A 20,367-nucleotide genomic window follows, 5' to 3' on the forward strand; every position below is an offset into this window, starting at 1 on the left:
TCAGCCACAGCTCTGAGCCACAGAAGGAGCGCCCTCAATGCCCAAAGCTGCAGTCCTCGGTAGCCCAATTGGGCATTCCCTTTCCCCAGTGCTCCACAACGCCGGCTACCGCGCCGCTGGTCTTGAGGGCTGGAGCTTTGAAAGGGCCGAGGTCACCGAAGAAACCTTTGCCGAGTTTCTGGCTGAAGCAGGGGAGCAATACGCTGGCTTCGCAGTCACCATGCCCTGCAAGTTTGCGGCGTTCCGCGCCGCGGATACTCACAGTGAGCGGGCGCTTGCATTGGGCGTGGCCAACACCCTGGTTCGCTCGGTAGACGGCACTGAGTGGGCGGCGGACAATACCGACGTTGACGGCGTCCGCGGGGCGCTCGCGCAGCTCCTCCCCGAGGCTGAAGGCGATGCCTTGGCGGCTATTCGCGGGGCACAAGTAGCTGTGACAGGCTCCGGGGGCACAGCCCGAACCGTGGTGTGGACGCTTGCCCAACTCGGTGCTGCCAGCATTCGCGTGATCAACCGTTCGGATCGCCTGGCGGAATTGAAAGACCTCGTGGCCGGAACTGCCACGCAATTGGAGTACCAGCCGGCTGCTGATCCCCAAGGTGTCTCCCGTGCAGCCCAGGATTCTCTCTTGGTGGTGTCTACCGTTCCCTCCGCAGGTATCGCGCACATTCTTGACGAGCTCGCGCAGGCCCCAGTGTTTGACGTGATCTATGATCCCTGGCCAACCCCGCTTGTGCAGCGCGCTCAGGAACGCAACCTTCCCACGGTGGGAGGCCATATTATGCTGGCGCATCAGGCATTCACCCAATTTGAGGCGATCACCGGCACCCCGGCGCCCAAGGAAGCAATGCTCGAGGCGCTGCAGCAATCGCTGACATAAACCGCGGCGAACCGAGCCGAGCCTGCCGCAACACTGAGCGGTGGCAGCCTTCCCGCAATCCCGGCACAATTGAGTACACCGGTTGGGACGGGTTACAGAGGGGGAGGCGAACAATCGTGTGGTTCGGGGTGTGTCTTGTGCTGTTTTGGGGATGGGCCGGTGCGTTGTGCTGGTGGGATGTGCGGGAACACCGGCTGCCGAACGCCCTCACGCTGCCCGCGGCGGCTGCTGTGTTGGGCCTTGGGCTCGTCGTATATCCTGCGGCACTGTGTGGAGCTGCCCTGTGGAGTGGTTTGTACGCTTCGCAGCGGGCGCTGCCTGGGGCGAAAGGTGCGATCGGCGGTGGGGACGTGAAGTTAGCTGTCACTCTCGGTGCTGTGCTGGGGTTTTGGGGGATCTTGCCGGTGCTGGGGGCGATGGCTGTGTCGCAGGTCAGTACGTTGCTGGCGCTGGTAGCGGCGAGGCGGCAGGTGGTGGCGCACGGCCCACCCATGGTGTTGGGGACTGCGGTTGCGTTGGCTGCGGCTGTGAACTGGGGTAGTGCGGGGAGTTTCGTTTTCCTTTGACTGCGCGTGGCGTGCCATAATCGTGGGCATGCTTCGATGGACTACCGCTGGAGAATCCCACGGCCAGGCACTGGTCGCCCTCATTGAACACATGCCCGCCGGCGTCCCCGTGACCCGCGAGGACATTTCTTTTCAACTTGCTCGCCGCCGCCTTGGCTACGGCCGCGGTGCCCGAATGAAGTTTGAGCAAGACGAGCTGACCTTGCTTTCCGGCATCCGCCACGGGCTCACCCTCGGAAGCCCGATCGCCATCATGATTGGCAATACTGAGTGGCCAAAGTGGACCACCATCATGTCCGCCGACCCTATCGACCTGAGCGATGAGGAAGTGGCAGCAGCCATGACCTCCGGTCGCGGCGCCAAGCTCACTCGCCCACGGCCTGGGCACGCTGATTTTGCCGGCATGCTCAAGTATGACTTGGACGAGGTCCGCCCAATCCTTGAGCGTTCCTCCGCCAGGGAGACAGCCGCGCGCGTGGCTGCCGCGACCGTTGCGCGCAACTTCTTACGCGAAACCTTGGGCGTGGAGGTGTTCTCGCATGTGATCAGCATCGGCGCCGCCCCCGAGTACGAAGGAGAGCAGCCAACGTTCGCGGATCTGGAAGCCATTGACGCCTCCCCAGTGCGCGCATTCAACCAAGATTCTGAGCAGCAGATGATCGCTGAAATCGAAGCGGCAAAGAAGGCCGGCGACACCCTCGGTGGCGTGGTAGAGGTGATCGTTGAGGGCCTGCCGATTGGTCTTGGCTCGCATGTATCCGGTGAGGACCGCCTGGATGCCCAGCTCGCCGCCGCCCTCATGGGTATCCAGGCGATCAAGGGCGTTGAGGTTGGCGACGGCTTCAAGGAAGCCCGCCGCCGCGGAAGCGAAGCGCACGACGAGATGGTGCGCGACGAGCATGGCACTCACCGCCTGAGCAACCGCGCTGGCGGCCTGGAAGGTGGCATGACCAACGGAGAGGCCCTGCGAGTTCGCGCCGCCATGAAGCCCATCTCCACCGTTCCCCGCGCGCTCAAGACCGTAGACATGGTCACTGGCAAACCCGCCACCGGCATCCACCAGCGTTCCGACGTCTGCGCGGTGCCTGCCGCAGGCGTTGTGGCAGAGGCAATGGTGGCATTAGTGCTGGCCCGGGCGGTGCTCCAGAAGTTCGGTGGTGATTCGCTCGAGGAAACCAAGCGCAACATAGCCGCATACCAGGAGCGAATCGCACAGCGTCTGCGTTTTGAGCAGGACGCGGACGCGCAAGAGGCTTAAGCGGCTTAAGCGGCACCACTACCTAGGACGGCACTCTTGGGTAGGGTGCGTCACTTTGGCAAAAGCTAGGTTGCTGGCGCCAAAAGGACTAGATTAGATCGAAGCTGAGAAAGTGCTCAGGGTGCACGCATCGCGACGACGCCGCGAAACAGTGCCTGCACCTGTGCAACGACCCTAAGGAATCCTATGACGTTGAGTCCTTCCACCGAACGTTCGTTGGATGAAATTCCGGCCGCACCGCTGGACCTGGAGCAAGACGCCCTGGCTGCAGATGATCAGGCGCGCGCAAACGAGGTGCTGTGTGAGGCCCTCGATGAATCCTTTGAGCGCGAGGAAAAGCACACCGCACCCTCCAGCCGGACCATCGTGGTGTTGGTCGGTCCGCCGGGTGCCGGAAAGTCCACGATTGGCCGGAGGCTCGCGCGCGCACTCAACGCACCCCTGGTGGATTCCGATCATCTCATTGAGCAGGCCACGGGTAAATCCTGCGGCGAGGTGTTCACTGAACTCGGTGAGCCAGCGTTTCGCGAGCTTGAGGCCGAGCACGTGGCGTCGGCACTGCAAGAACGCGCGGTAGTGAGTCTCGGTGGCGGCGCCGTGATCACCGATTCCACCCGTGAGCTGCTGGCGGAACACCTTGTGGTGTGGGTGGATGTTTCCGCTGAGGAAGGCGCACGCCGCACCGCCGGGGAGTCCACGCGCCCTGTGCTCCACGCAGAGGACCCCGTTGCGCACTACACCCAGCTCATCAACACTCGCGCGCCGCTGTATCGGGAGGTCGCGGATTACAGGGCACGTACCGACGGCCGCAGTCCCCAGCAAGTCGTAGCGGATATCCTGGGCTTCTTGGAGTCCTCGGAATAGTGTTGGCTGTGTGCAATCGCTGCGCGCGAAACCATAACAAACAAAGTAAAGGAAGCCACTGTGAGCACGTCACCAGCATTTGCCTCCACGATTGCAGTCAAAGGCCAGGCGCCCTACGAGGTGCATATTGGCCACGGCAACATTGAGGCGATTGCCCAGTTCGCGGCATCCACCGGTGCTCAGCAGGTGGGCTTGGTGCGCCAACCAACCCTGCGTGACTACTCACAGCGGCTCACCGCCGCGTTAGAGGCGCAGGGCCTCAAGGTGACCCCGATTGAGGTGCCGGACGCGGAGTTTGGCAAAACCCTCGACGTCCTTGGGCGGTGCTGGGACGTGCTGGGCGAGCAGGCGTTTAGCCGGGGCGACCTCATCATTGGTCTCGGCGGTGGGGCTGCGACGGACCTGGCTGGCTTTGTGGCCGCCTCATGGATGCGCGGCATCAAGGTGGTGCAGGTCCCTACCACGTTGCTGGCAATGGTGGATGCTGCGGTGGGTGGGAAGACTGGCATCAACACCAAGGCAGGCAAAAACCTGGTAGGCGCGTTCCATGAGCCCGCGGCAGTGTTTATTGACCTGGACCTCCTGGCCACATTGCCACACGATGAGCTGGTTGCCGGTTCCGCTGAGATCATCAAGACCGGGTTCATTGCAGACCCGGTGATCTTGGAGCTGTTCGAGCAGGACCCAGATAAGGCTTTGGACCCTCAAGGCTTCCTGCCGGAGCTCATCTCACGTTCCGTTGCCGTGAAGGCAAACGTGGTAGGCCAGGACCTCAAAGAATCCAGCCTCCGCGAGATCCTGAACTATGGGCACACCTTCGGCCATGCCATTGAGCTGCGGGAAAACTACACCTGGCGCCACGGTAGCGCCGTGGCCGTGGGCATGATGTTTGTGGCCAACCTCGCGCACAAACGCGGCATGATCACCGAGGAACTGCTGCAACGCCACGAGAGGATTCTTGCTTCCGTTGGCCTGCCTACCCGCTACGCCGCAGGGCACTTTGAGGAACTCTACAAGGCCATGACGGTGGATAAGAAGAACCGCGGCGGCAACATCCGTTTTGTGGCGATCACCGAGGTAGGCCAGACCACCAGGATCACAGGGCCCACCACCGAGGAATTGGAGGCAGCGTATGCCGCAATCAGCAGCTAGTTCCAACATCAGTACCGTGTTGGTGCTCAACGGCCCCAACTTGAATCGCCTGGGCAAGCGGCAACCGGAAATCTACGGCGCCACCACCTTGGCCGATGTTGAAGAGGTGCTCAAAGAACATGGGCGTGGTGTTGGCGTTGAGGTGATTTGCAAGCAGTCCAACCATGAAGGCGAATTAATCGACTGGGTGCATGAGGCCGCAGACAACTCTTGGCCGGTAATTATCAACCCCGGGGGATTGACCCATACCTCGGTGGCGTTGCGCGATGCGCTGGCGGAAGTAGCGGACGGGCCAGGCTTCATTGAGGTGCACATTTCCAACGTGCACGCCAGGGAGCCTTTCCGAGCTCACAGCTACCTTTCCCCAATCGCCCGTGGCGTCATCGCGGGCCTGGGCGTGAAAGGCTACGTTCTGGCTTTAGAAGCGCTGGTGGATCCCTCCTAAAGGCCCCTTGTCGGGTGTAACCTGAACCACCGCGCCGGCAGACGTCCGACCAGGAGGGGGTAAGGCATGCCGCACTTCTCCTGCTTGCGTTCGCGGCTGCGATACACTTTCCCAAGGCGCATACGCGCCTGCAGCATCCAAAGATGTGCGCAGTTGTGTAATTGCGCGCACCGTTGGGAGCATTACTACCAGCGCCAAAGGGGCAACCCCCCGTGCGCGCGTGAAATTGACGTGATTTTGAAAGGCATTCACCATGGCGCTTTCCGATACCCGCTTTAGCAACCGCCGCCGCGCGCTGGCCGCGAAGTTGGCTAGCCAGCGCGTGGACACCATGCTGGTGACTCACCTTATCCACGTGCGTTACCTTTCTGGTTTCTCAGGCTCCAATGGTGCGGTGCTGGTGAACAAGGATCTCTCAGCAAAGATCTCCACTGATGGCCGCTACTTCACCCAAATCGCGGAGGAAGTGCCAGACATCGAGATGGTGGAGGGCCGCAATCCAGGCTTGAGCTTGCTCAAGCAGGTGGAAGGCCCACGCCGCGTAGGCTTTGAGGCGGACTTCGTTTCCGTCTCCGCCTTGGAGCAGCTCAAGGAAGCCGCGGGGGAGGAGATCGCCTTGGTCCCTATTTCCGGGGTGATTGAGGAAATCCGCCTTACAAAGGACCCACTTGAGCTGGAACGCCTGGGCTTGGTTGCAGATCTGGCGAACTCTTCCCTGGCAGAACTCATTGCGGAAGGCGGCCTTCGCGCAGGAATCAGCGAAAAGCAGGTTGCGGCAGATTTGGAATACCGGATGCGCATGAAGGGCGCCGAACGCCCGAGCTTTGACACCATCGTTGCCTCCGGACCGAACTCCGCCAAACCACACCACGGCGCCTCTGACCGCATTATCGAGCACGGCGACTTAGTCACCATCGACTTCGGCGCGCATGACCGTGGCTTCAACTCAGACACCACCCGCACCTTTGTGATCGGCGAGGCCAGCGACTTTGCCAAAGAGATCTACCAGGTGGTCCTTGAGGCCCAGCTTCAGGGTGTGGAAGCAGCGGTGCCCGGTGCGGCGCTTGCCGACGTCGACAAGGCTTGCAGGGACGTGATCACCGCGGCGGGGTACGGTGAGTACTTTGTCCACTCGACGGGGCATGGTGTGGGGCTGGATCTCCACGAGGCACCCTACGCTGCAACTACTGGCACCGGAGTGCTTGCGCCTGGCATGACCCTCACCATTGAGCCGGGCATCTATGTGCCGGGCAAAGGTGGCGTGCGCATTGAGGACACTTTGGTGATCACCGAGGGTGTGCCAAAGAACTTGACTCGCGGCCTGCCCAAGGAGCTCCAGGTGCTCTAGACCCAAAGGCATGGCTTTGCTAGAAACAACCGCGCTGCTCATGTATGCTGTGTGATGTTCTTGGGGCGTGAGTGGGCGAACAACTCGCCTTCCGCCCCATTTGCATTGCACAGTTTTTTCATAACTCAAGATCAAAAGATCTCCCCTGATCCACCGTAAGGAACCTTTCGTGGCAACTACCGCAGATTTCAAGAACGGCCTTGTGCTGAAGATCGACAACAAGCTCCAGCAGATCGTGGAGTTCCAGCACGTTAAGCCAGGCAAGGGCCCGGCCTTCGTGCGTACCAAGCTGAAGGACGTTGTTTCCGGCAAGGTGACGGACAAGACCTTCAACGCAGGCGTCAAAGTGGAAACCGCAACCGTTGACCGCCGCGACATGACCTACCTCTACAACGACGGCACCTCCTACATCGTCATGGACGAAAAGGACTACGAGCAGATCGAGCTCGCACCACACATCATCGGCGATGGCGCCCGCTTCCTGCTGGAAAACACCACCATCCAGGTTTCCTTCCACGAGGGCGAGCCACTGTTCGCTGAGCTGCCAATCTCCCTTGACCTGCGCGTTGAGCACACCGATCCGGGCCTGCAGGGCGACCGCTCCACCGGCGGCACCAAGCCAGCCACCCTGGAAACCGGCGCAGAGATCCAGGTGCCGTTGTTCATCGAGACCGGCAACGTGGTCAAGGTAGACACCCGTGACGGCTCCTACCTCTCCCGAGTAAACAACTAATGGAACCTTCTGAACACAGGCAGTCTCAATCGCAAGATCCCGACGCGGCAGGCAAGCCAGAGTCTCCGAGTATTCCAGAGGCGGTGGAAACGCCAGAGGCAGAAGTAGAGGCAGCGCGCCAGCGCAGCCAAGCTCAGCCTCGGCCGCGGGTGGGTTTCAAGCGCCACGGTTCGCGCTACCGCGCGCGGCGCCGCGCAGTGGACATCCTCTTTGAGGCAGAGGCCCGCGACATCGACCCGGTAGCAATTGTGGAAGATCGCGTCATGCTTTCCTACAATGACACCAACGGAGTTGCCCCGGTAAACCCCTACACCAAGCAGATCGTGGCAGGGGCAGCCGAGGAGTTGGACCGCATCGATGAGGTTATCGCGGCGCATCTCGCCGAGGACTGGACGCTGAGCCGAATCTCTGCGGTGGACCGCGCTGTTCTGCGCGTTGCGGTGTGGGAGTTGCTGTTCAACGAGGAAGTTCCCGTGGTCACGGCCATGGTGGAGGCAGTGGAAATCTCCAGCGAGTACTCCACGGACGACGCCCCGGCATACATCCACGCGCTGCTGGACTCAGTGGTGCAAAAGATCGACGACGCCCGCGCCGGCGTCTCATTCCTGGCCACCGAGGCAGAGGAAGAGGTTCATCAGGCTGCCGAAGTGGATGCTGAATTGGATGCCGATGCCGAGATCGAGATCGATCACGACGACGATCACGGTGACGATCACACGGACCCAGTCTCCGGCGAGGCCGAAAGTCACCTCGACAACCCGGTAGATGAACGGGAAGAGCAACCGGATGTAGTAGCGGAAACTGCGGAACCAGAAGCCACTGAGTAGGCTCACTAAGCGAGCGGGCTGACGAGCTGAAACACCAGCAGGGAAGTATTGCTGGGAAAGGCGGGATTGCAAGCGATCCCGCCTTTCGGCATATCTCAAATTCCCTGAAACTCCTAGGGCAAACTACCTTGGCAGCGTAGTCGGGGGCTGCGTGCGCCTGGCAAACTGTTTCAGGGTGTGCAGGAGGGCTTCCACGCTGCGCTTCACATGGTTGGAGAGCTGCTCTTTGGTCATACCGGCGGCAACCATGAACTCAGATTCCACCCGCAACACCACCGTGGGACCTGAGTACACCACGGATGCCCTGGTGAGTGGTGCTTCTAGGTTGAGTTCGTTGGCCACCACCATCGCCTCGGGGAAGGGAAGCTCAGGGGACCGGGTGGTTGGGTGGTCAGCGCGCACCACAATGGTTGAGGGAAACACCAAGAAATCACCCACCACGGGGCCAATACGGAAGGCAGCCCGGTGCTCGTTGATCTGCGTCAAGGTCATGTCATATTCGGCGTGTTCGGCCAGGAGGCGCTCCATTGTGACATGGAAAACTTCATTCGTGCTCATTGCTCGCCGCCTTCCTGCCGCCCAGTGGCGTCGCCGCTTTCCCACTGCACGAGCTCCGGGAATTGCTCGTCCAACCAGTTCATGCTGCGTACAAAGGAATCAATACTGGTCACTACAAATGCACCCGCTTGCATAAAACTCAATCCGGCGCGGACATCGAGCCAGCGGGAGACGGAAATCTTCAGGTTGTTGGCAACCGCCTCACTTTCTGGGGAGTCCGGGAAAAGCGAGGCCTGCTCAACGTAGGACATTTTTGGATACATCATGGTTGCGTTCCAGTCGTTGACGTGGATCATGACCGTGACGTGGTCTTCCCACGTGGGAGTGCCACGCCAATACGCATTAGCCATCAGCGTGCCTTCGTCCATCGCAAAGGTGACGGTGTGGCTTTCAAATTCCACCACGAGGACTTCCAAACCTTCGCTGGTGGTGCGCTGGTAGATGAGCATTTCTTCATCCAGCACCTCTGCAACCGTGTCGAGAGATGCGGGGATCACCTCTTTGAGGTTTCGCATGAAATCCATAGTGACTCAACCTTAATCCAGCGCTTCATCCAGCGCCTGATCGTGCCCGCTCATTGTCTCCTCGGGTTGTTCAGCCTTCGTGGGGTCGGGCAGCAGTTCCTCGCCGCCAAGTTCGTGGGCAAGCGCCTGGTTGATGGTGCTGTGGCGGAACTGGAAACCATGCATCTTCAACACCTGTGGTTGTACGCGCTGATTGGCAAAGGCGAGTTCGTCGGCGCCCTGGGCACCCAGAATGAGCTTCGGAGCGATGGAGGGGAGGGGAATAATCGACGGCCGCTTGAGCACCTTACCCAATGCTGTAGCAAAATCCGTATTGCTCACCGGATTCGGCGCCACCGCATTGATCGGCCCCGAAAGCGCGGGATCAAGCAGCGCCTGGACGTAGATGTCCGTGAGGTCATCAATGCTGATCCAAGAAAGCCATGGGCTGCGCTTCGCAAACGAACCTCCCAAGCCCACGTTGAACAGGCCTTTATACACCGGAAGGAGACCGCCCCGGCCGCTCAGCACCACGCCGGTACGGATTTGGGCTGTGCGCACACCGCCATCTGTGGCTGCCTGGGTTGCCGCCTCCCACTCTTTGACCACCTGCGCCAAAAAGCCTTCGCCGTTGCCGGAAGATTCCTGGAGGATCTCGTCGCCACGGTCGTGACCGTACCAACCGATCGCCGAGGCACTGATCATCACCTTGCATTCTTTGGTCTCCGCAGCGAGTCTTGCCAAAGCAGCGGTTGGCCCCGTGCGCGAGTCCCTGATTGCGGCCTTGTGGGCGTCGTGAAAGCGCCCAAAAATGGGCTCCCCGGCCAAGTGAATGAGTGCATCAACCCCCTGAAGAAGCTCGGGGTGAGGGGACTCAGGATTCCAGAGGCGTTGCTGGTCTTTGGGTTTGGAGCGCACGAGCTGCACCACGGTGATGCCGAGGGTCTGCAGTTGTGCGGTGAGCGCGCGTCCAACGAGCCCGCGGGAGCCGGTCATGGCCACAGTGCGAATCTTGCCGTTGTCGCCTTCGGATGCGGCATCCGTAGGGGAGTTGAGCAGCGGCTGGAGGCTGAGTATGCGCTGTATGTCGCCGAGGAGCTGGTGCTGGCGGTAGGCAAACAATGACACCAGGCTTTGGCCGGGGACGCGGGTGAACACCTCGTCGGTGATAACGGTAGCTTCCGCCGTGCCGGCATCCAGACCCGGAACTGCCCCGGTGACCGGCGCGAAGGAGTGGACATGGCGCCAGTTCGCGAGTGCTCGCACGGGAGCGGTCACGCAGACGTCGGTGAATTGGCGGCCCGGAATGTAGCCGGAGAGGTCGTGCTTCGCCTGCCAAGTCAGCCCCGCCGGCAGCGCAAAAGTGGTGGTGCCGCGCGCCAGCGACTCCGCCTGAGCAACCGGAGTCATGGGCAGAAAGCTTGGGGAGAGGCGCGCGACTGCACCCGGCCTGGTGTGCCAATCCCACACCAAGTCCAGCGGCGCGGGGATGATATGCGCTGCATGAAATGCCATGGGCCAGCCTTTCGCTACTCGGGTCAAAGCATCACTCGGAAGCAGCCCCACGAGCATGTGCACAGCCTCAAGCACGAACGACGCCACCAAGTCCGCAGCTCACAAAGTGTTCTTGGGTGTTGCGGTACGGCGCCTCCCGAAGGCGTTTGGCTCAGCGGGGGAGAGCTCGCGAGGATTCTTGCAACAGCCTACAGAAGTTTTGCGGAGAAACTTTTCCCGCCACCACATTGGGTGCGCGGAGGGGGTGTGCGCTGCTAGTCAAAATGGTTGCGAAGTTGTAATATTTGAGCCAATGGCTTCCGCTGGCTTTCACGCTTGATTCCGCGCTGATTTCCATGCTGGGAGCTGAACACACAATTGAGTCCATTGGGCATCCTTTAAGGGCCGCACAGAGAGGCGGGAAAGGAGGTCACGATGAGTTCAGTAGGAAACGAGACGGTCGAGCTGCTCAGCAGCCAAGAAGTCTCGCGCACTATCGCACGCATCGCGCACCAGATTATTGAAAAGACGGCGCTTGATTCACCCCAGGCGTCAAAGGTGATGTTGCTCGGTATTCCCTCCGGCGGCGTGCCACTCGCAGAGAGCTTGGCCACCCGGATTGAGGAGTTCACAGGGGTGACGGTTCCCGTCGGATCCCTTGATGTGACCTTGTACCGAGACGACCTGCGCTCGAACCCACACCGTGCACTCCAACCCACCCGCATCCCCACCGGCGGCATTGAGGGGGCAACAGTGGTGCTGGTGGATGACGTCCTCTATTCCGGCCGCACCATCCGCGCCGCACTTGACGCGCTGCGTGACATCGGGCGGGCGGGCGTCGTTCAGCTTGCGGTCCTGGTGGATCGCGGTCACCGCGAGCTGCCCATCCGCGCAGACTACGTTGGCAAAAATCTGCCCACCGCAGCAGGGGAAGGGGTGAAAGTGCTGCTAGAGCCTATCGACGGGCGCGACGCCGTACTGCTCACCCGCCCCAAGGCCGCGCGGCAAGAAGAAACTGGAGCCTAAAAGATGAAGCACCTGCTTTCCATCGCGGATCTTTCCCGCGATGAAATTCTTGGCCTGATGGATGAGGCCGATAGATTCCGCGAGGCCTTGTTGGACCGGGAGGTGAAGAAGCTGCCCACACTGCGCGGGCGCACCATCTTCACCCTGTTCTATGAGAACTCCACTCGTACTCGCTCCTCTTTTGAGACTGCCGGAAAGTGGATGAGCGCGGACGTGATCAACATTTCGGCGTCTTCTTCCTCGGTAAAGAAGGGCGAGTCGCTCAAAGATACCGGCCTTACCCTTTCCGCCATTGGCGCGGATGCGATCATCATGCGCCACTCTTCCTCCGGTGCGGCGCAGCAACTTGCGCAGTGGGTTGCCCCAGGCGGCAATGGCCCAAGCGTGATCAACGCGGGCGATGGCTCCCACCAACACCCCACGCAGGCACTGCTCGATGCAGTCACCATGCGCCAGCGCTTGGGGGATTTGGATGGGCGCAAAGTGGTGATCGTCGGTGATTGCCTGCACTCCCGCGTGGTGCGATCCAACGTTGACCTGCTTTCCACCTTGGGCGCAGAGGTGGTGCTCGTGGCGCCGCCAACGCTGTTGCCTACCGGCGTTGAGCACTGGCCTGTGCGCACGAATGTGGACATGGACGCTGAGATTTCCGATGCCGACGTTGTGATGATGCTGCGCGTACAGCAAGAGCGCATGCACGGCGGGTTCTTCCCTTCCCACCGCGAATACGCAACGCTCTACGGGCTTTCCAAGGACCGCGCGGCGCGGCTGCAGGAACACACGGTGATCATGCACCCAGGGCCGATGCTGCGCGGCATGGAAATCAACTACGCCGTTGCGGATCTACCTGCATCTGCCGTGTTGCAGCAGGTCAATAACGGTGTGCACGCGCGCATGGCGGTGCTGTTCACCCTCATTGCTGGTACGGAGTCCCCGGGGTTCTAGGGAACCAGGGTGTTGTAAGGAGAAAAGAATGAACGATCAAGCAGATCAACAAAAGCACACCGAGTTCCCACCCACTGGCACGCTGGCGGCTCCTGCGCAAGGCCGGTTGCTGCTCACCAACGTGCGCCCTTATGGCGAGGGGGAGCCGGTGAATGTGCTCATCGAAGAGGGCAGCATTGCGGCGATTGGCGCTGATGCTGCAGCCGGTTCCGGCGTTGAGTCTGACACAGAAGGCGTGGAAGTGATCGACGGCAAGGGGGCTGTGCTGCTCCCAGGCCTGGTGGACATGCACGTCCACCTGCGCGAGCCCGGCCGCGAGGACACCGAAACAATTGCCACTGGTTCCGCTGCTGCGGCGAAGGGTGGCTTCACCGCGGTGTTTACCATGGCAAATACCCAGCCGGTGATGGATCAACCGGTGATCGCGGAGTCGGTCTGGTTCAAGGGGCAGCAGGTGGGCCTGTGCGACGTGCACCCCGTGGGTTCCATAACCAAGGGACTTCAAGGCGAGCAGCTCACCGAGTTCGGCATGATGGCTCGCTCTGAGGCCAAGGTGCGTATGTTCTCCGACGACGGCAAATGCGTAGACAACCCGCTTCTCATGCGCCGCGCCGTGGAGTACGCCAAGGGGCTGGATGTGCTGTTGGCGCAGCACTGCGAGGACCCACGGCTCACCGAAGGCGCGGTTGCCCACGAAGGTGAAACTGCAGCCAAGCTGGGTTTGCGTGGCTGGCCCCGGGTTGCCGAAGAATCCGTGGTGGCCCGTGACGCCATTTTGGCCCGCGACTACGGCAACCGCGTCCACATCTGCCACGCCTCCACCGAAGGCACCGTTGAGCTCCTCAAATGGGCAAAGAGCCAAAATATCCCCATCACCGCGGAAGTGACCCCACACCACCTCCTGCTCACCGACGAGCGCCTGGAAACCTACGACGGCGTGAACCGCGTGAATCCGCCGTTGCGCGAAGAGCGAGACACGGTAGCGCTGCGCGAGGCGTTGTTGGAGGGCATTATCGACGTCATCGCCACCGACCACGCGCCGCATGGCTCTGAAGATAAGTGTTGCGAGTTCGAACACGCCAAGCCCGGCATGCTCGGCCTTGAAACATCCCTGCCAATCGTGGCCAAGATCTTCGTGGAATCCGGGCTGGCCGATTGGCGCTTTGTGGCCAAGGTGATGTCTGAGCGCCCCGCGGAAATCTTGAAGCTCCCAGGCCACGGCCGCCCGATTGCAGTAGGGGAGCCCGCCAACCTGGTGCTGGTGGAAACTGATTCCCCGTGGACTGCTCACGGTGAGCAGATGGCCTCCAAGGCCCAAAACACCCCGTATGAGGGGATGGAGTTTTCCACCAAGGTGGCAACCACCATCCTCCGCGGGCATGTGACCTGCCGCGATGGAGTGCCCAGCGCACCACGCAACGCATAAACCCAAGACGCTATTGCACAGATTGATCTGAAATCTTTTTTGAAAGGCAAGACCTTGCTCGCAGATTCCACAGCAACCCCAACCCCCACCAAGGCAGTGCTCGTGCTTGCCGACGGCCGCGCCTTTTACGGCCAAAGCTTTGGTGCCACCGGCACCACCTATGGTGAAGCGGTGTTCACCACAGCCATGACCGGCTACCAAGAGACCATGACGGACCCCTCCTACCACCGCCAGATCGTGGTGGCTACCGCCCCGCAGATTGGCAACACCGGCTGGAACGATGAGGACAACGAGTCCCACGGCGCAAAGATCTGGGTTGCCGGTTTGGTGATCCGTGACCTGGCAAACCGCGTATCCAACTGGCGCGCTGAGCGCACGCTGGAAGCTGAGATGATTGCCCAGGGCATCGTGGGCATCGCCGGTGTGGATACCCGCGCAATCGTGCGCCACCTGCGGAACTTCGGCTCCGTCTCAGCGGGCATCTTCTCCGGTGAACAGGCAAGCGCGCCAGTTGAAGAGTTGGTACAACTGGTCAAGCAGCAGCCGATAATGGAAGGCCTGGATCTCGCTGAGCAGGTGAGCACCCCGGAGCCCTACGTGGTGGAGGCAGAGGGGGAGCAGCGTTTCACCGTGGTGGCCTATGACATGGGCATTAAGACCAACACACCACGCAACTTTGCGCAGCGCGGCATCCGCACCGTGGTGGTTCCAGCGAACACCCCGTACGAGCAGATCACCCAATACAACCCGGACGGCGTGTTCATCTCCAACGGCCCTGGTGACCCTGCCACGGCGGACATCATGGTTGGTATCGTCGGCGATATTATCCGCGCCGGCATCCCACTGTTCGGCATCTGCTTTGGCAACCAGATTCTGGGCCGCGCGTTTGGGCTGAAGACCTACAAGCTGAAGTTCGGCCACCGAGGCATCAACGTGCCTGTGCTCAACCACGTCACCGGAAAGATCGACATCACCTCCCAAAACCACGGCTTTGCCCTGGAAGGCGAGGCAGGCAAGGTGTTCAGCACCCCGTTCGGCGACGCGCAAGTCACCCACACATGCCTGAACGACGGCACCGTGGAGGGTGTGGCCCTGTTGGATGGCTCGGCCTTCTCAGTGCAGTACCACCCCGAAGCCGCCGCCGGCCCGCACGACGCCAACCCGCTGTTCGATCAGTTCTTTGAGCTGCTCGAATCCCGTGCCAAATAACCCCCACCAGGAAAGGAAACCTATTCATGCCAAAGCGCAATGACCTCAAGCACGTCCTGGTGATCGGCTCCGGCCCGATCGTAATCGGGCAGGCCTGTGAGTTTGACTACTCCGGCACCCAGGCGTGCCGCGTACTCAAAGAGGAGGGCCTGAGAGTCACCCTCATCAACTCCAACCCGGCAACCATCATGACGGACCCAGAGTTCGCAGACCACACATATGTGGAACCAATCCAGCCGGAATACATTGAAAAGATTTTCGAGCGCGAAATCGCCCAGGGCCACCCGATTGACGCGGTGCTGGCAACCCTTGGTGGCCAAACCGCGCTCAACGCGGCAATTGCGCTGGACCGCAGGGGATCGCTGGAAAAGTACGGCGTGGAGCTCATCGGTGCAGATATCGATGCAATTGAGCGTGGCGAGGACCGCCAAAAGTTCAAGGACATCGTGGCAAAGGTCGGCGGCGAATCCGCCCGCTCGCGCGTGTGCCACAACATGGAAGAGGTCTATGAGACCGTTGAGGAACTCGGCCTGCCAGTGGTGGTGCGCCCCTCCTTCACCATGGGTGGCTTGGGCTCGGGACTTGCATACACCCGTGAGGATCTGGACCGCATTGCAGGCGGTGGCCTCGCCGCCTCGCCTGAGGCCAACGTGCTCATTGAAGAGTCCATCCTGGGCTGGAAAGAATTTGAGCTCGAGCTCATGCGTGACGGCGCAGACAACGTTGTGGTGATCTGCTCCATCGAAAACGTAGATGCCCTTGGCGTGCACACCGGTGACTCCGTGACGGTGGCACCTTCCATGACGCTCACCGACCGTGAATACCAGAAGCTGCGTTCCCTGGGTATCGCCATCATCCGCGAGGTTGGCGTGGACACCGGCGGCTGCAACATCCAGTTCGCCATCAACCCAAACGACGGGCGCATCATCACCATTGAGATGAACCCCCGCGTTTCCCGTTCCTCGGCGCTGGCGTCCAAGGCTACCGGCTTCCCAATTGCGAAGATCGCCGCCAAGCTGGCCATCGGATACACCCTTGATGAGATCACCAATGACATCACAGGCGTGACCCCCGCGGCCTTCGAGCCCACCCTGGACTACGTTGTGGTCAAGGCACCACGCTTTGCCTTTGAGAAGTTCCCCGGTGCCGACGACACCCTGACCACCACCATGAAGTCCGTGGGTGAGGCCATGAGCCTGGGCCGCAACTACATCGCAGCCCTCAACAAGGTCATGCGCTCCCTGGAGGAGAAGCAGGCCGGGTTCTGGACCACCAGCGATGAATTCTTTGCCGGCGAGCGCGCCCGTGACGTGGCTGCCGTGTTGGAGGATCTCAAGCGGCCTACCTCGGGGCGCATGTATGACGCCGAGCTCGCGCTGCGCCTGGGCGCGTCGGTAGACGAAGTCTTTGAAGCCTCCGGCATCGATCCTTGGTTCCTTGCGGAGCTGCAGGCGCTCGTCGAATTCCGCGCTGAGCTTGTGGAAGCTCCTGTGCTGGATGAGGAGCTGCTGCGCCGCGCGAAGTTCTTTGGCCTCTCGGACAAGCAGATCGCCGCGCTGCGCCCAGAGTTCGCAGGTGAGGACGGCGTGCGTCGTTTGCGCTGGTCCCTGGGTATCCGTCCGGTGTTCAAGACCGTGGATACCTGTGCGGCCGAGTTTGAGGCCACCACTCCGTATCACTACTCAGCATACGAGCTGGATCCTGCCGCTGAGTCCGAGGTGCGCGAGCAGAAGGATAAGGAAAAGATCATCATCTTGGGTTCCGGCCCGAACCGCATTGGTCAAGGCATCGAGTTTGACTACTCCTGTGTGCACGCGGCGCTTGAGCTGTCCCGCGTGGGCTATGAAACGGTGATGGTGAACTGCAACCCGGAGACTGTTTCTACGGACTACGACACCGCAGATCGCCTCTATTTTGAGCCTTTGACCTTTGAAGATGTGATGGAGGTCTACCACGCCGAGAGTCAGTCCGGCACCGTTGCGGGCGTGATTGTGCAGCTTGGCGGCCAGACTCCGCTCGGGTTGGCAGAGCGTCTGCGTGACGCCGGCGTGCCAGTGATCGGCACCAGCCCAGAGGCCATTGACCTGGCTGAGGACCGCGGCGAGTTCGGTGAAGTGCTGCGCAAGGCAGAGCTCCCAGCGCCGGCTTTCGGTACCGCAACCTCCTTCGAGGAAGCCAAGAGCGTGGCTCAGTCCATCGGCTACCCAGTGCTGGTGCGGCCTTCCTATGTGCTGGGCGGCCGCGGCATGGAAATCGTCTACGAGGAAGAGGCCCTCAAGGATTACATCAACCGTGCCACGGAAATCACCACCGACCACCCGGTGCTGGTGGACCGCTTCCTGGACTCCGCGATTGAGATCGATGTTGACGCGCTCTGTGACGGCGAGGAGGTGTACCTGGCCGGCGTGATGGAGCACATCGAGGAGGCAGGTATCCACTCCGGTGACTCCTCCTGCGCCCTGCCGCCAATGACCTTGGGCTACGAGGACATCGAGAAGGTGCGTCGTTCCACAGAGGCGCTGGCACACGGCATTGGCGTGCGCGGTCTCATGAACGTGCAGTTCGCGCTGAAGGATGACATCCTCTACGTGATCGAGGCCAACCCCCGCGCATCGCGCACCGTGCCGTTTGTGTCCAAGGCAACCGGCGTGCACCTGGCCAAGGCAGCCTCTCGCATCATGACTGGCTCCACGATTGCCGAGCTCAAGGCAGAAGGCATGATCCCTTCCGACTACGACGGAGGCTCGCTGCCATTGGACGCCCCAATCGCCGTGAAGGAGGCAGTGCTTCCGTTTAACCGCTTCCGCCGCCCAGACGGCACCATGCTGGACACCCTGCTCAGCCCGGAGATGAAGTCCACCGGTGAGGTGATGGGCTTGGCCGATAACTTCGGCGCAGCCTACGCGAAGGCCGAGGAAGGCGCGTTTGGCAAGCTGCCCACCGAAGGCACCGTGTTTGTGTCCGTGGCAAACCGGGACAAGCGCACCCTGATCTTCCCAATTCAGCGCCTGGCCTCCCTGGGCTTCCGCATTCTGGCCACTGCCGGCACCGCCGGGATGCTGCGCCGCAACGGTGTGCCTTGTGAAACGGTGTTGAAGCGCTCCGAGGCCGGCCCAGATGCGAACGATCGCTCCATCGTGGAGCTGATCCGCGATGGTGAAGTGGACCTGATTCTCAACACCCCTGCGGGTTCTTCTGGTGCGCGCCACGACGGCTACGAGATCCGTGCCGCAGCCGTGAACGTGGGCGTACCGCTGATCACCACCGTGCAGGGCGTCACCGCAGCCGTACAGGGCATTGAGGCGCTGCAGGCGGGTGAGCTCGGCGTTCTGGCGCTGCAAGAGCTTGAACACGCTCCCTCTACTGGTGCGAAGGCTTAATCCAGATGGAGCGACAGCACAGTGTTCACAGTGGATTTGGTGAGCAGCTCCTAGCCGCGGGCAAGGCCCACGGCAGGCTCTGCGTAGGGATTGACCCTCACCGCGGCCTGCTTGAGGCCTGGGGTTTGCAGGCAGATATTTCCGGCTTGCGCACCTTCTCCCAGGCGTGCGTGGAGGCTTTTGCTGGGCACGTTGCGCTGGTCAAGCCCCAGGTGGCCTTCTTCGAGGCATTCGGTTCTCAGGGGTACGAGGTGCTAGAAGAGTGCATCGCGGCCCTGCGCGAGGCCGGCACGCTGGTGCTTGCCGACGCCAAACGTGGTGACATCGGCTCCACCATGGCTGGCTATGCCCAGGCTTGGCTTGAGCCGGGTTCACCTTTGGAATGTGATGCCGTGACGGTGTCCCCGTACCTCGGGTTTGGGTCTTTGGCGCCGGCCATTGAGTTGGCCGAGGAGCATGGCAAGGGCCTGTTTGTACTCGCCGCGACCTCCAACCCAGAGGCACGTGAGCTTCAGGACCAGCGCAACCCCCAGGGTGTAAGCATTAGCCAGCAAATGGTGGATGCCGCGGCGCAGCGGAACGCCGCCCAGGTTGCTGCAGGGAGCCGGGTGGGCAACATTGGCGTAGTGGTGGGGGCGACTCTGGCGAAGCCGCCGGAGCTGTCTGCACTGCAAGGCCCCGTGCTGCTCCCCGGGGTCGGAGCGCAGGGCGCTGGCCCTGAAGATGTGGCTCGAATCACCGCAGGCGTAGAGGAGCTCTCCTTTGCCAACGTGTCGCGAGCCGTGCTTGCCGCCGGTCCCGATGTGGCGGCCTTGCGTCAGGCTGCGCTGGCGGTGGCTGAAGAGTTGGGAAACTAAGCACCCAGCGTGCTGTTGTTGAGCAGGTCCAGCGAGAGTGCCAGATCGATGTGCGCGACCTAGTGCTGCAAAACAGGGCGCTGTGAGGAGAAGGCTTAAGGTAACGCTACGGTAAAGTAGCAGGTCAGGGCCGTAGTGTGAACCGCGGGTGGGCAAGTAGCTCACCTGCGGTTTTGTGTTTCAAAAAGGCCGATTACCTACGGTTTTATACTTTGGTGTTACACTAGGGCGGCAACAACGTTACATCGCTGAGATTTCATCAGGCTTTGCCCTCAGGTTTGCCTGGTGGCGAGCTCGGAAGCTCGCGCTCCCAACACTGCATCGCTGCAGCTTTCATTATCACTGTGCAAACAGTTTGAGTGGTTGGCAAAAGCGGCTAAGGTGGTGCGAGATCTCAATGATCTCAACGATTGTGAGGTTGGCTGGATGGGAGTTGTAACTCGCCGAGGCAACACTGCGGCCGTTTAGCCGGGCTGTGCCCAAAGGTGGGATATGATCACCAAGCACCTTCAGCAATGTGCTGGAGGAATGAACAAACGTACATGTGAATTTTTTTCGAATCGGAGGAACCCGTGGCCCTTCCACAGTTGACTGACGAGCAGCGCAAGGAAGCCCTCGCAAAGGCAGCAGAGGCACGCAAGGCTCGTGCAGAGCTCAAGGAGCAGCTCAAGCGCGGCGACGTTACCCTGAAGGAGGTCCTGGACAAGGCCTCTTCTGACGAAATCATTGGCAAGACCAAGGTTTCTGCGCTTCTGGAGTCCCTGCCAAAGGTTGGCAAGGTGAAGGCTAAGGAGATCATGGACGAGCTGGAGATCGCTCAGACCCGCCGTCTGCGTGGCCTTGGTGACCGTCAGCGTCGTGCCCTGCTTGAGCGCTTCGGCTTCCTCGAGGACTAA

At 61.1% G+C, this 20,367-nt stretch carries 18 protein-coding genes and 1 pseudogene; 16 read left to right on the plus strand and 3 right to left on the minus strand.

Annotation, left to right across the window (positions count from 1 at the left end; all coding sequences use genetic code 11):
• Positions 1 to 37: 37 nt before the first annotated feature.
• From NQ018_RS03210 to nusB, 9 genes and pseudogenes are all read left to right on the plus strand, one after another.
• On the plus strand, positions 38 to 880 hold the full coding sequence (locus tag NQ018_RS03210) for a shikimate dehydrogenase (RefSeq protein ID WP_257058377.1): 843 nt from the start codon (positions 38 to 40) through the stop codon (positions 878 to 880).
• Between the two features lie 137 nt (positions 881 to 1,017).
• Positions 1,018 to 1,446 carry a prepilin peptidase gene (locus NQ018_RS03215; protein ID WP_257058380.1) on the plus strand — a complete coding sequence of 143 codons (429 nt, stop codon included), beginning with the start codon at positions 1,018 to 1,020 and terminating at the stop codon, positions 1,444 to 1,446.
• 28 nt (positions 1,447 to 1,474) lie between these two features.
• Positions 1,475 to 2,704 carry a chorismate synthase gene (gene aroC, locus NQ018_RS03220; RefSeq protein ID WP_257058383.1) on the plus strand — a complete coding sequence of 410 codons (1,230 nt, stop codon included), beginning with the start codon at positions 1,475 to 1,477 and terminating at the stop codon, positions 2,702 to 2,704.
• Between the two features lie 297 nt (positions 2,705 to 3,001).
• Positions 3,002 to 3,568 carry a shikimate kinase gene (locus NQ018_RS03225; protein ID WP_373566888.1) on the plus strand — a complete coding sequence of 189 codons (567 nt, stop codon included), beginning with the start codon at positions 3,002 to 3,004 and terminating at the stop codon, positions 3,566 to 3,568.
• A gap of 60 nt (positions 3,569 to 3,628) precedes the next feature.
• Positions 3,629 to 4,720, plus strand: a complete 1,092-nt coding sequence (gene aroB / locus NQ018_RS03230; RefSeq protein WP_257058385.1) for a 3-dehydroquinate synthase — start codon at positions 3,629 to 3,631, stop codon at positions 4,718 to 4,720.
• Positions 4,701 to 5,165 carry a type II 3-dehydroquinate dehydratase gene (gene aroQ / locus NQ018_RS03235; protein WP_257038739.1) on the plus strand — a complete coding sequence of 155 codons (465 nt, stop codon included), beginning with the start codon at positions 4,701 to 4,703 and terminating at the stop codon, positions 5,163 to 5,165. Before aroB ends, aroQ begins: the two co-directional genes overlap by 20 nt.
• Positions 5,166 to 5,418: 253 nt before the next feature.
• Complete coding sequence (locus tag NQ018_RS03240; RefSeq protein ID WP_257058388.1) at positions 5,419 to 6,513, plus strand: aminopeptidase P family protein; 1,095 nt, start codon at positions 5,419 to 5,421, stop codon at positions 6,511 to 6,513.
• 169 nt (positions 6,514 to 6,682) lie between these two features.
• Positions 6,683 to 7,246: an elongation factor P gene (gene efp / locus NQ018_RS03245; protein ID WP_257038741.1), complete on the plus strand. Its 564-nt coding sequence runs from the start codon at positions 6,683 to 6,685 to the stop codon at positions 7,244 to 7,246.
• 149 nt (positions 7,247 to 7,395) lie between these two features.
• Positions 7,396 to 7,923 (plus strand): annotated as a pseudogene (gene nusB, locus NQ018_RS03250) (transcription antitermination factor NusB); the annotation flags it as partial.
• 273 nt (positions 7,924 to 8,196) lie between these two features.
• Here the strand turns inward: nusB and NQ018_RS03255 are convergent.
• From NQ018_RS03255 to NQ018_RS03265, 3 genes are read right to left on the minus strand one after another with little or no spacing between them, the layout of a single operon-like run.
• Entirely contained in the window at positions 8,197 to 8,631 is a 435-nt protein-coding gene (locus tag NQ018_RS03255; RefSeq protein ID WP_257058390.1) for a hypothetical protein, read from the minus strand.
• Positions 8,628 to 9,155, minus strand: coding sequence for a YbjN domain-containing protein (locus NQ018_RS03260; RefSeq protein ID WP_257058392.1), 528 nt, complete (start codon positions 9,153 to 9,155; stop codon positions 8,628 to 8,630). The genes NQ018_RS03255 and NQ018_RS03260 overlap by 4 nt, the downstream gene beginning before the upstream one ends.
• Before the next feature lie 12 nt (positions 9,156 to 9,167).
• Complete coding sequence (locus NQ018_RS03265) at positions 9,168 to 10,649, minus strand: TIGR01777 family oxidoreductase (protein ID WP_257058393.1); 1,482 nt, start codon at positions 10,647 to 10,649, stop codon at positions 9,168 to 9,170.
• Positions 10,650 to 11,063: 414 nt separating this feature from the next.
• On the opposite strand from NQ018_RS03265, the gene pyrR reads away from it, so the two are divergent.
• The 7 genes from pyrR (at position 11,064) to mihF (ending at position 20,367) form a co-directional block, all read left to right on the plus strand.
• Entirely contained in the window at positions 11,064 to 11,654 is a 591-nt protein-coding gene (gene pyrR / locus NQ018_RS03270; RefSeq protein ID WP_257038746.1) for a bifunctional pyr operon transcriptional regulator/uracil phosphoribosyltransferase PyrR, read from the plus strand.
• 3 nt (positions 11,655 to 11,657) lie between these two features.
• Positions 11,658 to 12,599 carry an aspartate carbamoyltransferase catalytic subunit gene (locus tag NQ018_RS03275; RefSeq protein ID WP_257058395.1) on the plus strand — a complete coding sequence of 314 codons (942 nt, stop codon included), beginning with the start codon at positions 11,658 to 11,660 and terminating at the stop codon, positions 12,597 to 12,599.
• A gap of 28 nt (positions 12,600 to 12,627) precedes the next feature.
• On the plus strand, positions 12,628 to 14,025 hold the full coding sequence (locus tag NQ018_RS03280) for a dihydroorotase (protein ID WP_257058397.1): 1,398 nt from the start codon (positions 12,628 to 12,630) through the stop codon (positions 14,023 to 14,025).
• A gap of 39 nt (positions 14,026 to 14,064) precedes the next feature.
• Positions 14,065 to 15,234 carry a glutamine-hydrolyzing carbamoyl-phosphate synthase small subunit gene (carA, locus tag NQ018_RS03285; protein WP_373566886.1) on the plus strand — a complete coding sequence of 390 codons (1,170 nt, stop codon included), beginning with the start codon at positions 14,065 to 14,067 and terminating at the stop codon, positions 15,232 to 15,234.
• A 26-nt stretch (positions 15,235 to 15,260) separates the two neighbouring features.
• A complete protein-coding gene (gene carB / locus NQ018_RS03290) occupies positions 15,261 to 18,614 on the plus strand; it encodes a carbamoyl-phosphate synthase large subunit (RefSeq protein ID WP_257058403.1) in 3,354 nt (1,117 codons plus the stop codon).
• A gap of 5 nt (positions 18,615 to 18,619) precedes the next feature.
• A complete protein-coding gene (pyrF, locus tag NQ018_RS03295) occupies positions 18,620 to 19,471 on the plus strand; it encodes an orotidine-5'-phosphate decarboxylase (protein ID WP_257058405.1) in 852 nt (283 codons plus the stop codon).
• Between the two features lie 572 nt (positions 19,472 to 20,043).
• Positions 20,044 to 20,367, plus strand: coding sequence for an integration host factor, actinobacterial type (gene mihF / locus NQ018_RS03300; protein WP_257038752.1), 324 nt, complete (start codon positions 20,044 to 20,046; stop codon positions 20,365 to 20,367).

It is taken from the genome of Corynebacterium kozikiae (assembly GCF_024580965.1).
Lineage (GTDB): Bacteria > Actinomycetota > Actinomycetes > Mycobacteriales > Mycobacteriaceae > Corynebacterium > Corynebacterium kozikiae.

What these genes read in the sequence shown, in the direction of transcription:
- aroC (WP_257058383.1), top strand. Translation starts at nt 1,475, where the DNA reads ATGCTTCGATGGACTACCGCTGGAGAATCCCACGGCCAGGCACTGGTC.
- NQ018_RS03240 (WP_257058388.1), top strand. Translation starts at nt 5,419, where the DNA reads ATGGCGCTTTCCGATACCCGCTTTAGCAACCGCCGCCGCGCGCTGGCC.
- NQ018_RS03265 (WP_257058393.1), bottom strand. Translation starts at nt 10,649, where the DNA reads ATGGCATTTCATGCAGCGCATATCATCCCCGCGCCGCTGGACTTGGTG.
- aroQ (WP_257038739.1), top strand. Translation starts at nt 4,701, where the DNA reads ATGCCGCAATCAGCAGCTAGTTCCAACATCAGTACCGTGTTGGTGCTC.
- pyrF (WP_257058405.1), top strand. Translation starts at nt 18,620, where the DNA reads ATGGAGCGACAGCACAGTGTTCACAGTGGATTTGGTGAGCAGCTCCTA.
- carB (WP_257058403.1), top strand. Translation starts at nt 15,261, where the DNA reads ATGCCAAAGCGCAATGACCTCAAGCACGTCCTGGTGATCGGCTCCGGC.
- NQ018_RS03210 (WP_257058377.1), top strand. Translation starts at nt 38, where the DNA reads ATGCCCAAAGCTGCAGTCCTCGGTAGCCCAATTGGGCATTCCCTTTCC.
- NQ018_RS03255 (WP_257058390.1), bottom strand. Translation starts at nt 8,631, where the DNA reads ATGAGCACGAATGAAGTTTTCCATGTCACAATGGAGCGCCTCCTGGCC.
- NQ018_RS03280 (WP_257058397.1), top strand. Translation starts at nt 12,628, where the DNA reads ATGAACGATCAAGCAGATCAACAAAAGCACACCGAGTTCCCACCCACT.
- NQ018_RS03260 (WP_257058392.1), bottom strand. Translation starts at nt 9,155, where the DNA reads ATGGATTTCATGCGAAACCTCAAAGAGGTGATCCCCGCATCTCTCGAC.
- pyrR (WP_257038746.1), top strand. Translation starts at nt 11,064, where the DNA reads ATGAGTTCAGTAGGAAACGAGACGGTCGAGCTGCTCAGCAGCCAAGAA.
- NQ018_RS03275 (WP_257058395.1), top strand. Translation starts at nt 11,658, where the DNA reads ATGAAGCACCTGCTTTCCATCGCGGATCTTTCCCGCGATGAAATTCTT.